Annotated in this window: 14 protein-coding genes and 1 pseudogene; 5 read left to right on the forward strand and 10 right to left on the reverse strand. The window is 65.4% G+C overall.

All coding sequences use genetic code 11. The features are described from left to right. Positions 1 to 45: 45 nt before the first annotated feature. The 3 genes and pseudogenes from FHT19_RS08895 to FHT19_RS08905 form a co-directional block, all read right to left on the reverse strand. Positions 46 to 576 (reverse strand): hemerythrin domain-containing protein, encoded by a 531-nt coding sequence (locus FHT19_RS08895; protein ID WP_168555176.1) that lies wholly within the window; start codon positions 574 to 576, stop codon positions 46 to 48. 193 nt (positions 577 to 769) lie between these two features. Beyond that, positions 770 to 1,057, reverse strand: a pseudogene (locus FHT19_RS08900) (bifunctional methylenetetrahydrofolate dehydrogenase/methenyltetrahydrofolate cyclohydrolase); the annotation flags it as partial. A gap of 110 nt (positions 1,058 to 1,167) precedes the next feature. Then, the gene (locus FHT19_RS08905) at positions 1,168 to 1,875 is read right to left on the reverse strand and encodes a YafY family protein (RefSeq protein WP_169474636.1); all 708 of its coding nucleotides are present in this window, start codon (positions 1,873 to 1,875) and stop codon (positions 1,168 to 1,170) included. 103 nt (positions 1,876 to 1,978) lie between these two features. Here FHT19_RS08905 and FHT19_RS08910 point away from each other — a divergent pair, with 103 nt between their 5' ends. After that, positions 1,979 to 2,590 (forward strand): glutathione S-transferase, encoded by a 612-nt coding sequence (locus FHT19_RS08910; protein ID WP_169474637.1) that lies wholly within the window; start codon positions 1,979 to 1,981, stop codon positions 2,588 to 2,590. Between the two features lie 86 nt (positions 2,591 to 2,676). On the opposite strand, the gene FHT19_RS08915 is transcribed toward FHT19_RS08910, so the two are convergent. After that, positions 2,677 to 3,618, reverse strand: a complete 942-nt coding sequence (locus FHT19_RS08915; protein ID WP_248290337.1) for a GlxA family transcriptional regulator — start codon at positions 3,616 to 3,618, stop codon at positions 2,677 to 2,679. A gap of 122 nt (positions 3,619 to 3,740) precedes the next feature. On the opposite strand from FHT19_RS08915, the gene FHT19_RS08920 reads away from it, so the two are divergent. Beyond that, a complete protein-coding gene (locus FHT19_RS08920; RefSeq protein WP_169474638.1) occupies positions 3,741 to 4,535 on the forward strand; it encodes an SDR family oxidoreductase in 795 nt (264 codons plus the stop codon). Positions 4,536 to 4,574: 39 nt separating this feature from the next. After that, complete coding sequence (locus FHT19_RS08925) at positions 4,575 to 5,339, forward strand: SDR family NAD(P)-dependent oxidoreductase (RefSeq protein ID WP_169474639.1); 765 nt, start codon at positions 4,575 to 4,577, stop codon at positions 5,337 to 5,339. A gap of 74 nt (positions 5,340 to 5,413) precedes the next feature. Here the strand turns inward: FHT19_RS08925 and bdcA are convergent, their stop codons facing one another. Beyond that, complete coding sequence (bdcA, locus tag FHT19_RS08930) at positions 5,414 to 6,127, reverse strand: SDR family oxidoreductase (RefSeq protein WP_169474640.1); 714 nt, start codon at positions 6,125 to 6,127, stop codon at positions 5,414 to 5,416. Between the two features lie 145 nt (positions 6,128 to 6,272). On the opposite strand from bdcA, the gene FHT19_RS08935 reads away from it, so the two are divergent. Continuing rightward, positions 6,273 to 7,169, forward strand: a complete 897-nt coding sequence (locus FHT19_RS08935) for a LysR family transcriptional regulator (protein WP_169474641.1) — start codon at positions 6,273 to 6,275, stop codon at positions 7,167 to 7,169. 26 nt (positions 7,170 to 7,195) lie between these two features. Here FHT19_RS08935 and FHT19_RS08940 read toward each other — a convergent pair whose 3' ends face one another. After that, positions 7,196 to 8,395, reverse strand: a complete 1,200-nt coding sequence (locus FHT19_RS08940; RefSeq protein WP_169474642.1) for a cytochrome P450 — start codon at positions 8,393 to 8,395, stop codon at positions 7,196 to 7,198. A gap of 92 nt (positions 8,396 to 8,487) precedes the next feature. Between FHT19_RS08940 and FHT19_RS08945 the strand changes: the two genes are divergently transcribed. Beyond that, a complete protein-coding gene (locus FHT19_RS08945; RefSeq protein WP_211184738.1) occupies positions 8,488 to 9,453 on the forward strand; it encodes a LysR family transcriptional regulator in 966 nt (321 codons plus the stop codon). A gap of 16 nt (positions 9,454 to 9,469) precedes the next feature. Here FHT19_RS08945 and FHT19_RS08950 read toward each other — a convergent pair whose 3' ends face one another. Genes FHT19_RS08950 through fucP form a run of 4 tightly spaced genes read right to left on the reverse strand, consistent with a single transcriptional unit; the run spans position 9,470 to position 12,596 of the window. Next, complete coding sequence (locus FHT19_RS08950; RefSeq protein ID WP_248290338.1) at positions 9,470 to 10,102, reverse strand: amidohydrolase family protein; 633 nt, start codon at positions 10,100 to 10,102, stop codon at positions 9,470 to 9,472. 30 nt (positions 10,103 to 10,132) lie between these two features. Further along, the gene (locus FHT19_RS24390; protein ID WP_248290339.1) at positions 10,133 to 10,291 is read right to left on the reverse strand and encodes a hypothetical protein; all 159 of its coding nucleotides are present in this window, start codon (positions 10,289 to 10,291) and stop codon (positions 10,133 to 10,135) included. Continuing rightward, positions 10,282 to 11,271 (reverse strand): aldo/keto reductase, encoded by a 990-nt coding sequence (locus FHT19_RS08955; protein ID WP_169474643.1) that lies wholly within the window; start codon positions 11,269 to 11,271, stop codon positions 10,282 to 10,284. Before FHT19_RS08955 ends, FHT19_RS24390 begins: the two co-directional genes overlap by 10 nt. After that, positions 11,268 to 12,596 carry an L-fucose:H+ symporter permease gene (gene fucP, locus FHT19_RS08960; protein ID WP_169474644.1) on the reverse strand — a complete coding sequence of 443 codons (1,329 nt, stop codon included), beginning with the start codon at positions 12,594 to 12,596 and terminating at the stop codon, positions 11,268 to 11,270. The genes FHT19_RS08955 and fucP overlap by 4 nt, the downstream gene beginning before the upstream one ends. Positions 12,597 to 12,609: the final 13 nt, after the last annotated feature.

Consider the following 12,609-nt stretch of genomic DNA (forward strand, 5'->3'; position numbering starts at 1 on the left):
GGAGGACGCGCCGGCGATCATCCGGCGATCGCCGGCGCATCAGGGTCATTTGCTCGCCTGGGCCATCAGTTCGGCCTTGCGCGCGGCCAGCTGTTCACCAAGCTTCTGAAGGTCGAGATCGCTGTCCTTGCTTTCGGGGAACATCTCGCCTTCTTCTTCCTCGACGTGGTGGTTGATATATTCGCCCAGCACGGTCACCTTGGCGTCGAACAGGCGGTCGCCAGCCTTCATCGCCTGGATTTCGGCGATCAGTTGCTTGGCGCTGGCGTGCTCCACTTCGGCCTCGTCGAGCAGATCATCGTCATCGATCGCCTCGCGCGTGGCGGGATAGTAAATCTCTTCCTCGATCTGGGCATGAACGATCAGGGCAAGGCAGATCTTGTCGGCCAGTGCCTGCTTTTCGGCATCGTCTTCCAGTGTTTCGTACTTCTTGAAGAAGTCCTTCACTTCCTTGTGATCGTCCTTGAGCAGCTTGATCGCATCGCTCGGCTTGGACGCGGCGCGCGCGGTCTTGCGGGCGGTCTTGGATGCGGGTGCCGAGGCCTTGCCCTTGGTGGTCTTGGTGGTTGTGGTCATGCGGAGGTCCTCATCACGATCGCGGATAGCCCGCGCGTTTCCACATGAACGTTCGGCAGAGTGAACGGCGCCGGCAGCGGCCTGAAAACTAACCTCGATCAAAGCGAATTTTAAATGCCGCCAGACCGGCTGCATGAACATCGCGCGCGATGCGGCAAAGCTTCCGTGTCCATTACGGCGCCAAAACGCTCGTTCATGCGGGCGTTAGGCCCCCTGCTTGCGCAGCCTTGATCGTGTTCGACAGCAGGCAGGTGATGGTCATCGCTCCAACGCCCCCCGGCACCGGCGTGACTGCGCGCGCATGGTCCATTTCATCGATCGCGGCATCGCCGACCAGGCGATCCTTCTGCCCCGCACTCCCCGCCAGCCGCGTGATGCCGACGTCGATGACCACCGCGCCCCGCTTTACCCAGAATCCACGCACCAGCGCGGGCGATCCCGCCGCGGCAACGACGATATCGGCCTGGCGCGCGATCTCGGGCGCTCCAGCTGGCTTACGAGCAGCGGATCATCCCGCGCAAGATCAGCCTGGACGAGTTGTTCGATCCGGCGATGCAGGCGCTCAACTGACGCGAGAGCCTTTGCGGCCGGTCATGGCGGCGTGGCGGCGGCATTGCGCCGTTCCATCATGTCGCGCTTCCACCGCTGGCGCAGTGCGGCCGGCCGGATGCCGTGCAGTTCCTCCAGGAAACGCGCGGCGAGGATACGATCGGCCCGGAAATGCCGGAAATCCTGCCGCAGCTCGCACCACGCAGCCAGCATCCGGGTTTCGTCAAGGAAGCCGACGATGACCGGCCAGACGACGCGGCAGGTCTGATGGCCGTGCTGGTCGATATAATCGATCTCGATCTTGCAGCCGGCGCGGATCCATTCGCGCGCGCGGGCAAGGTCGATGCCATCGGGGACTGGCGTGGTGATCGACCGCGTGCCGATGGCCGGATCGGCGATAAGGGCACGCAACTGGTCGGGCACGACGCGGGTGATCTTGGCGATCAGGTCGCGCGCGGCGTTGGCAAGCACCGGGTCACCGCGACTTGCCACCCACTGGGCACCCAGCACGGCTGCCTCGATCTCGTCGGGTGTCAGCATGAGCGATGGCATGTCGAACGCATCGTCGAGGATATAGCCGAACCCGGCCTCTCCCTGCACCGGCACGCGCTGGGCGATCAGATCGGCCACGTCGCGATAGACCGTTCGCTGCGAAACCTCGAGTTCACGGGCGATCTCTGCGGCAGTCACCGGCCGCGACGAGCGACGAAGAATCTGGATGATCTGGAACAATCGATCCGCTCTGCGCATGATGGCATCTCCTGCTGACAGAATGCTGTCAGCAGGGTCGGTGTACAAGGTAAATCGTTCTGCACACCGGTGCATAACCCCTTGCCTTGAGAGGAACCGCTCGATGATTACCCTTTTCCACGCGCCCAAGTCGCGCTCGTCCCGCATGATCTGGCTGCTTGAAGAGATCGGCGTTCCCTATGAAATCCGCCCGGTCTCCATCTTCCGGCCGATGACCGGTGACGGGCAGCCCGACCCGGCCAATCCCCATCCCGACAAGCGCGTGCCCGCCGTCGTCCATGATGGAAGGCTGCTCGCGGAATCGGTTGCGATCGTGCTCTATCTGCTCGACGCCTTTCCCGAAGCGAACCTTGCCCCGGCCCAGGCCGATACGGGCCGCGGCGATTACCTCACGTGGATGGCGTGGTACGTTGCCGAACTGGAACCTGCGCTGTTCGCTGCCCAGGCTGGCGACCTTGCTGGTTCGGCGCAGAAGCAACGCGGCCATGACGCGGTCGTCGCGCGGTTGAGAAATGCGCTCGCCGCGGGCCCTTATGTCATGGGAGACGCGTTCACCGGGGCTGACTTGCTGATCAGCAGCGCCATGACGTTTGGCCGCGCGGCCTTTCCGGCCGACGCCCTGTTCGATGCCTATCTCGAAAGGTGCCGCAACCGCCCCGCCGCCATCCGCGCACTTGCCCTCGACGATCAGGCGGGCCCCCAGCCGGCGGCCTGACGCCGGCCGCACGATCCGCAGCAAGGCCTGATCAGCACCGTTGCCACGGCGCGCCCCGCCGTGGCGCGGGGTTTATCGCGCGTCCATCACGCCGCCCGGGCAAGCCGGCGCAGGGTTTGCGGCGGCTGCCCATACTGCCGCATGAAGGCTTCGCGCATGCGGCGCAGATCGACAAAGCCGCTTTCCTGCGCGATCTGGTCCATCGGGTGGCGCGTTTCCTCGATCATCAGGCGCGCGGCTTCCAGGCGGATCTGCTCCACCGCCTTGGCCGGCGTCTGGCCGGTTTCGGCGCGGAAGGCGCGGCTGAACTGGCGCGGGGAAAGTGCCGCAACCTCAGCCAGCTCCTCCACGGTGAGCGGATTGGCGAGATGCGCCTTGGCAAAGATCAGCGCCTTCTGGATACGGTCACTGCTCGGCGAAAGTTCCAGCAGTTCCGAATGCTGTGATTGTCCGCCCGCGCGGCGATGATGCATGACAAGCCGGCGGGCGACTGCCGATGCCACGTCGCGGCCGAGATCCTTTTCGATCAGGGCCACTGCAAGGTCGAGCCCCGCAGTCAGCCCTGCCGATGTCCAGACCGGCCCCTCATTGATGAAGATGCGGTCATCCTCCACCCGCACATCGGGAAAGGCTGCCCGCATCTCGCGCGCGTAAGACCAGTGGGTGGTCGCCCGCCGGCCATCGAGCAAGCCCATCTGGCCCAGCAGGAATGCCCCGGTGCAAAGCCCGGCCACCCGGCGCGCCTCCTTTGCCATGGTGCGCAGCCTTTGGAGCACCGCCTCGTCCTGCTGGGGCGGCGGCACCAGGCCGGCCAAGAGCAGCAACGTGTCGATCGGTCCAACATCATCAAGCCGGACGGTGGGAACGGCAAAGCCACTCGACGACATGATCGGCCCGCCATCGACCGAGGCAATCGACAAGGTGTAATAGTCTTCGCCCTGCAGACCGTTGGCGAGTTCGAAGGCCGCCTGCACGCCCAGCGCGAGAAACTGAAATCCTGGCGTCAGCACCATCGAAACATGTGGCACGGTGGTTTCCGATCTTATGTCCTGAAAACGTACTTTCTACGTCATATCAGACATCACGCATCAGGTCCATAAGGTCCGTGTCGAGAGCAAGCACGCTCTCTTGCCAGACAAGGACCAAGGCCATGAACACCAAGGGTACTGCACTTATCACCGGCGCCTCCACCGGGATCGGCGCGATCTATGCCAATCGCCTGGCCGCGCGCGGCCACGATCTCATCCTGGTGGCGCGCAACAAGGACAAGCTCCAGTCGCTCGCCGCGACGATCTCGGACAAGACGGGCCGTGCGGTGGAAGTCCTGGCCGCCGACCTTGGCGATACTGCCGATCTGGCGCGGGTCGAAACGGTGCTGCGCGAAGACGCGAGCATTTCGGTGCTGGTCAACAATGCCGGCATCGGCACCCACACCACGCTGCTGGAAAGCGATGTGGAGCGGATGGAAGCCATGGTGCGCCTGAACGTTACCGCGCTGATGCGGCTGACTTATGCCGCGGTGCCGGGCTTCGTGGCGCGCGGCGGCGGCACGGTGATCAACATCGCTTCGATCGTGGCCGTGGCGCCCGAACTGCTCAACGGCGTCTATGGCGGCACCAAGGCTTTCGTGCAGGCCTTCACCACGTCGCTCAACCACGAACTGTCCGCACAGGGCATTCGCGCCCAGGCGGTGCTGCCCGGCGCAACCCGCACGGACTTCTGGGCGCTTGGCGGCCTGCCGGTGGAGCATCTGCCCAGCGAAATCGTGATGCGGGCCGAAGACATGGTCGACGCCGCGCTGGCCGGGCTCGACCAAGGCGAAACCAGCACGATCCCGGCACTGCGCGACGTGGAACTGTGGCACGCCTTCGAAGCTGCGCGCCGCGCCCTTGGCCCGCAGTTGTCGGCGACCCAGTCCGCCCCGCGCTTCCACGCCGCGGCCTGAACCCGTCCCCACCCTCACCAAGCAGACAGGATTGAACCGATGAAACTGACCGGCAACACCATCTTCATCACCGGCGGCACCAGCGGCATTGGCCGCGGCCTTGCCGAAGCGCTGCACAAACTTGGCAACAAGGTGATCATCTCGGGCCGGCGCACCGCGCTGCTGGCGGAAGTGACCGCAGCCAACCCGGGAATGGCCGCCATCACGCTGGATGTTACCAGCCTCGACAGCATCCAGGCGGCGGCACGCGAGCTGATCGAAAAGCACCCCGATCTCAACGTGGTATTCAACAACGCCGGCTTCCTGCCGTTCGACGATGTTTCCGGCCCGGTGGACGACGCGCTGACGCAGGACCTGATCACCACCAACCTGCTGGGCCCGATCCGCGTGACATCGGCCTTGATCGAGCACCTCAAGACCAAGGCGGACGCCACCGTGCTCTATACCAGCAGCGTCCTGGCCTTTGTGCGGATCGCGAGCAACGCGGTCTATTCGGCCACCAAGGCGGCGCTCCATTCCTTCGCGCTGTCACAGCGCTTCCAGTTGCGGAACACCAATGTGCGCGTGCAGGAAATCGCGCCGCCGTGGGTGGATACCGATCTGATCTACAAGAGCGGAGACCCCCGCGCGATGCCTTTGCCCGATTTCATCGAGCAGACGCTGGTCGCCCTGGCGGCGGACGATCCCGAAGTGATCGTCGAGGCCGTCCGCCCGCTGCGCGACAATCCGGGCGCAAACGAGCATGCCCTGTTCGACGCGTTCAACCAGAGCCTGGTGGAAAACCCGATCCCGGTCGGGGCCTGACCGCCCCGCGGCGGGAGAGGCGCAGCGTCGGCCGCCCCTCTCCCGCGCAGGCACGGCGCATTCTTGCGGGCCGATCAGGCGCCAAAGCCGCCATCGATGGTCTGCATCGAGCCGGTGATCATGGCGCCATGTGGCCCGGCAAGGTAGGCAGCCAGTTCGGCAATCTCGTCGCCCCGCGCGTGGCGCTTGATCGCCATGAAGCCGTGCATCATCGCTGCCATCGGCCCTTCGGCCGGGTTCATGTCGCTGTCGGTCGGCCCAGGCTGGATGCTGTTGACCGTGATCCCGCGATCGCCGAAATCGCGGGCCAGCCCCCGCACCATGCCCTGCAGGGCCGCCTTGGTCATGGCATAGGCGGCGCCGCCGGCAAAGGGCATGCGATCGCCATTGACCGAGCCGATGACGATGATCCGGCCATCATCGTTCATGCGCCGCGCCGCTTCTACAGCAGCATGATAAGGCGCCCGGATGTTGACGTCGATCATGCGATCGATGTCATCGGCATCCAGGTCCAGCGGGTTGCCAAGCACCAGCGTGCCGGCATTGACGACCAGGACATCGAGCGCGCCGCGTTCGGCCACGGTGGCAATGAGCGCTGGGCGGTCGGCGCTGTTCGCCTGGATTGCCTTGGCGCCCGTCTCGGCGGCTATCGCGTTGGCCGCGTCGTGCGAGCCTGCATAAGTGAAGGCAACCGAAGCGCCAGCCGCGCTGAAGCGGCGAACGATTGCAGCACCGATGCCCCGGCTGCCGCCGAGGATCAGGATATTCTTTCCGGCAAAATCACGCATGATCAGTCTCCTGTGAATCGATTTCCAGCAAGAGCGAACCTTTTGCGTGTCAGGCCCCTCCCGCTGTCTGGACCTGAAGATGCCAACGATGCATCGTTCGAACTAGCCATACAATTCTGGAACTGGATGACGGAAAATCCGAACAATGATGAAAGTTGACGGTATTGCCGCATTCGTCGCCACGGTTGATGAGACGTCGATCAGCGCGGCATCACGGCGGCTTGGCCTTGCCAAGTCGGTGGTCAGCGAACGGCTGGCCGAACTGGAACGATCGCTCGGCGTGACCCTGATCCAGCGCTCCACTCGCAAGCTGACCCTGACGAGCGCGGGCCAGGCGCTGCTCCCCCGCGCACGGCGCATCCTGCGCGAAATGGAAGAGGCCATGACCGAACTCGACGCCAGCAGCGGCAAGCTGGCGGGACCGCTGCGCATCTCTGCCCCAGTGGGATTTGGTACGCTGCACCTTGGCCCCGCCATTGCCCGCTTCCTGCACGATCATCCCGGCATCGAGATGGCCCTCGAACTGGACGACAGCTTTGTCGATGCCGCAACCGGCGGGTTCGATGCGGTCTTGCGGCACGGCGCGATCGGGGATGGCCGCCTCATCGCGCGGCGCCTGGCGCGCAGCCGGCGGTTGCTGGTTGCCTCACCAGCCTATCTTGCCTTGCACGGCGTCCCTGCCTCGCTGCCCGATCTCGAACGCCATCGCGGCGTGCTCTATGCCAACCGGGCGGGCGACTGGCGCTTTGCCGTGAGTGCGGGCTGGTCGGTGGTCAGGCCCAAGGCGCCCTTGCGCGTCAACAACGGCCTCGTGATGCGCGACGCTGCCCTCGCCGGCCTGGGATTGGCACTGCTGCCCTCTTTTTTCGTGCACGCGGAAATCCGCAATGGCGCGCTAGTGGAAATCGACGTCGGCGCGCCGGCAGAAGGCGCGGAACTGTTCCTGACTTATCCGCGCGATCACGGCGCGGCGGCGAAAATCCAGGCCCTGGGCGAAAGCCTGCGGCGTAGCTTTGGCGACCCGCCCTATTGGGAAGCCTGACGGCACCGCGCCAGTCATGGTGGCCCTCAGGCCAGCTCGACTTCCAGCGGCAGGTTCGCCAAGGCATAGAGCGTGTTGTTGATCCGGCGCGTGGGCGGCGCGGCCAGGCGCAGCGCTGCGACGCGATCGACCAGCGCGTCCAGCACGATTTCCGCCTCCTGCCGGGCGATCATCTGCCCCAGGCACTGGTGAATGCCGAACCCGAAGCCGACATGGCCACTGGTCTGCCGCGTGATCACGAATTGGTCGGGATCGTTCCATTGCCGCGGATCGCGGTTTGCCGCGGCCAGGAACGTGACGATCTTTGCGCCTTCAGGAAGGGAAACGCCGCCAAGCTCGACCGCGCGCGTGGTCGTGCGGAAGAAAACCTGCGCGGTCCCTTCCCAGCGCAGCGCTTCCTCGAACGCGCGCTTGACCAGCGATCGATCGCTGCGCACGGCCGCCCAGGCTTTGGGATGCCGGGCAAAGGCGTGGATCATGTTGCCGATGCCGTTGATCGTGGTGTCCACGCCGGCCGACAACAGCGAGCGAACCAGCAGCTCGCATTCCGGCTCGGCCAGACCGGCTTCGCGTCCGAAATCATGGACATCCCGCCCCCACCCGCCCGGTTGCAGGTTCTGATAGCGGCAGGCATCGGCTATCCACGCCTGCGCTGCCTCGATCCCCACCAGGCTTTGTTCGAACACGGCGTTGCGCGGGCCAAAGGCGTTGAAGACCGACGTGGCATAGGCCAGCAGGTGATCGCGCCCGTCAGGCGGCAGGCCGACCATGTCGGGGAAGATGCGCAGCGGAAACAGCTCGGCAAGCTGGGTGACGGCATCAAACCGGCCGCGTTTCACCGCCGCTTCCACCAGGTCCGCCGCCACTGATCGCCATCCTTGGGCCAAGGCCTTGAGCCGCGACAGGGCAACCACCTTGTTCATCACGCTGCGGGTTTGCCGATGCAGCGGCGGATCGCGTTCGAGCAGCAGCGAGGGCGTGCGGAATGGCGTTTCGCGCGCGAAATCGGCCAATCCCACCCCCCGGCTGGAACAGAATGTCTGCCAATCGGTGAGCACCTGCTGCACTTGCGCATGGCGCGCGACGCCAAACACGCCATAGCGCGGGAACCACAGCACCGGCCCTGCTTCGCGCAGCGTGGCGTGATGGGCATAAGGATCGGCCAGGAACGCCGGGCTGAATGGGTCCAACGCAATGCTTGCCGGTTCGCTCGTCGTGACAGTCATGGCCCCTCGTTCCACCGCTTGCTTGTGTGTCCGGCATAGAGGGGCAACGTCACGCTGTTTACCTGATAACCTCGATAGCCTAAATCCAGAATATGAATATCTCCCGCCTCGACATGAACCTGCTGGTGGTGCTCGACGCCTTGTTCGAAGATCGCACCACCACGCGCGTGGCCGAGCGGCTGGGGATGAGCCAGCCGATGGTCAGCTATGCCCTGGGCAAGCTGCGCCAGACCTTTGGCGATGCCTTGTTCGTGCGCAGCGGCAACGCCATGGCCCCCACGCCGCTGGCCGAAACGTTGCGCGATCCAATCCGCCGGGTCTTGCAGACCGTGCGCGGCGAAATCCTCAAGGAAACGCGGTTTGCGCCCGCCACGGCACAGCGGCGCTTCACCATCTGCCTGTCCGATATCGGCGAACTGGTGTTCCTGCCCCGCCTTGTGGCGAGGCTTGCCCAGGCTGCCCCGCTTGTCACGGTGCGCAGCGTCTCGCTTTCACCGCGAGACATCCGCGCAGGCATCGCCGATGGCACGATCGACCTTGCCCTGGGCTATTTCCCCGATCTGGCCGACGGCGCGACCTATCAGCAAACGCTGTTTACCCATCCGTTTGCCGTGATGATGCGGCGCGGGCACCCCTTGCTCGCCACGCGGCTGACGCTCGATGCGTTTCTTGCCGCCGACCATGCGGTCGTCTCGCAGGAAGGGCGAAGCCAGGAAATCTTCGAAACGCACATGACAGAGCTGGGGCTATCGCGGCGCGTGGTGATCCAATCACCACACTTCCTCAGCCTGCCGCTCCTGATCGCGCAGTCCGACGTGATCGCCACGGTGCCGCAAGCGGTGGCACGTGCCTTTTCCCACATGGCGCCGGTCACTAGCGTCGATCCGCCGCTTGCCATTCCCGCCATCGTGCTCAAGCAATTCTGGCACCGGCGCGTGCACGACGATCCTGCGGTCCGCTGGCTTCGGGGCGTATTGGCCAGCCTGTTCCTGGGGCGCGACCCGACGCTGGAAGAAAGCGACCCGATCTTTTCCAATCCTGTCCGCGCCGCACCCTAATGGCGGGAAGGTGCGATCAGACGCCGTAGAAAGCCCGGGCCGCGTCCACGAACAGCCGCTGCGGTGCCAGCCCGGCTGCGGCAGCCAGTCGCTGCGCCGCTGTCAGCCAATCGGCATAGCGATCACCGGCAAGATGCAGCACCGGCCAATCGCTGCCCCACAGCAACCTGTCGCCAAAACACCGCGCCAGATGTTCGACATATGGCGCCAGCGCTTCGGCGTCCTGATGTGCAGCCTGCTCGGTCCGCAAGCCTGACAGCTTGCACCACAGGCCGCGATCAGCCAGGCGCGCCATGTCATCGCGCCACGGGTCCAGTTCATTGCGCGCAGCAAAAGGCTTGGCCGCGTGGTCGATCACGATCGGCAAATCGGGCCAACGCCGGGCAAACGCTTCCAGGATCGGCAGGTGGCGCGGCTGGACCAAGGCGTCGAAGCGCAAGCCGTGTGCCAGCATCGCCTCGAGCGCAGGGGTCAGCGCGTCTCCCAAGATCCACGCGCTATCCGCAATGGACTGCAGCATGGGGCGCAGGCCCCGCAGCTTGCCGTGCCCGGCCAACGCAGCAACCCTGGCTGCCGCCCCCGGCGCCGCCAGATCCACCCAGCCAACCACGCCCAATACCCATGGTGTCGCATCGGCGAGCGCCAGCATCCAATCGGTATCGGTATCGCTGGGTTGGGACTAGACCAGGATCGTCCCGGCAAGCGGCACCGCCGCCGCTTCCTGCAACAGATCGGCCGGGCCGAAATTGCGGTGGATCGCCGCTTGGGCCGGCGTCGGCCATTCATGGCCAGGCGTTGCCAGGTCCCAGAAATGCTGGTGGGCATCGATTACCCGCATGATGCGTCTTCTCGCAACAGGCCTTGCGCTTTCAATTCCGCCCAGAAATCGGCGGGAATGGGCCACTTCAACCAGGCCATGGCGCGCTCCACCTCGGTGGGGTGGCGAAAACCCGCGATCACTTGGGCGACGGCCGGATGATGCAACGGGAACTGCAATGCGGCGGCGGGCAAAGGCACGCCATGCCGCGCAGCGACCGCGTTGATCCGGCGCACCTTGGCCACGAGTTCGGGCGCAGCGGGGGCATAGTCATAATAGGGCGTGCCCGGCCCGTCCGGCCCCGTGGCCAGGATGCCCCCATTGAACGGCGCGGCCAGCCAGACTTGCGTCCCCGCCTTGAGGCAGGCCGGCAACAAGGCATCGAGGGCCGATTGGTCGAGCAGGGTATAGCGGCCGGCAATCAGGATGGTATCGACCTGCGTTTCCTGAAGCAGCGAGAGACAGACGGCCGTTTCGTTGACGCCGAGGCCGATGCCGCCGATGCAGCCATCTTCCCGCAGACGTTGCAGCGCGCGCCAGCCGCCACCCTGCAACAGATCGTGCCAATGCCCGCCATGATTGGCGCCGTGGGTCTGGCTGCCGATATCGTGGACCAGGAGCCGGTCGATATAGGCCAGGCCCAGGCGGTGCAGGCTGGCCTCGTGCGAGCGCAGGATGCCAGCGGCCGAATAGTCGTAACGGGCGCGAAACGGCATGGGCGAAACGAAGCCATCGTGCAGGCCGGCCCTGCCCATGGCGGTATCGGGCTCAAGCACCCGCCCCGCCTTGGTCGAGAGGGTGAAGCCGGTACGAGCGCGCAAGGCATCGCCCAGCCGCCGCTCGGCCAGGCCGCGCCCATAATGCGGGGCGGTATCATAGTGGCGCAGACCCAGCTCCCAGGCCTTGTTCACGGTGCTGGCGGCGTCTTCGGCCGAAACCGGGGCCATGAGATTGCCCAACGAACTGCCGCCGAACCCCAGGCGCGTGGCAAAGCCGGTCATGCCACGGCCACCCTTTCACCCAGGCGGCGGGCAAAAAACGCCACGCCGGCAAAGCACAGCAGCGGCAGCACCAGCGCCGGATGCAGCGACCCGGCATGAAGCGCGATCTGTCCCATCAGCGGAGGAACAACCGCGCCGCCAACGACCGCCATGACAAGGCACGACGCACCCAAGGGCATCAGCGGGCCCAGATCCTCGATGCCGAGGGCAAAGATCGTGGGAAACATGATCGACATGAAGAAGCTCGACAGGATGAGCGCCGCAACCGCCGCCGTGCCGCCCGACAAGACGGCCAGCGCCATCAGCACCATGTTCACCACCGCATAGCCCACCAGCAGCACCGCCGGGCGAAACCGGATCATCAGCGCCGCGCCGGCAAAGCGCCCAAGCATGAACAGGACCAGGCTGAACGACAAGAGGTATGCCGCCTCCCGCTCGGTGATCGTCGGCAGGGCATCCTTGGCAAAATCGATGAAGAAGCTCCAGATGCCCACCTGCGCGCCGTTGTACAGGAACTGGGCGATGACTGCGCTGCGCAGCTTTGGGCGCGCCAACAGGCGGCGCGCGGCACCGGCTTGCAGGGGCGCCGCCGCGCCGGCCTGGAGCCTGGGCAGCGGGGCAAAGACAAAGGCAAGCCCAACCAGCAGGACCGCCAGGCCGAGCACGAGGTAGGGCACCTGCACCGTCTGCGCCTCGCTCGCCCGATAGGCCGCCCGCTGCGCCGCGCTCATCGCTGCCAGCGCGGCGCTGGAATGCTCCACGCCGGAAAAGATGAAGAGCCCGCCGATCAGCGGCGCCACGACACCGCCGATCCCGTTGAACGCCTGCGCCAGGTTGAGGCGCTGCGACGCGGCAGCCGGCGCACCAAACGCCGCAATGCAGGGGTTGGCAGCGGTTTCCAGAAATGCGGCGCCCGCCGCGATGGCATAAAGCGCGGCCAGGAAAAGGGAAAAGGTGCGTGCAAGCGAGGCAGGATAGAACAGGAACGCACCCACGGCATAGAGCGTCAAGCCAACCAGGATGCCCGCACGATAGCCATAACGGCGCATGATGATGCCGGCCGGCAAGGCCATGGTGAAATAGCCGATGTAGAACACGAACTGGATAAACCCAGCCTCTGCCCGGTTGAGGCCCAGCGCCTTCTGGAATTGCCGGATCAGGATATCGTTGAGATTGTTGGCCAGGGCCCAAAGGAAGAACAGGCTGACGACCAGCGCGAACGCCACGCCGAAGCCCGGAAGGATGAACCCGCCCGCGCCGGAATGCCCCTCGTCTGCCGGCCCTGCCTTGGCCGGGTCACTGCCGGCCTGCGGCGCAGTGTGCATCAATCCTTCTCCT

It is taken from the genome of Novosphingobium sp. SG919, assembly GCF_012932495.1.
In the GTDB taxonomy this organism is placed as follows: domain Bacteria; phylum Pseudomonadota; class Alphaproteobacteria; order Sphingomonadales; family Sphingomonadaceae; genus Novosphingobium; species Novosphingobium rhizosphaerae.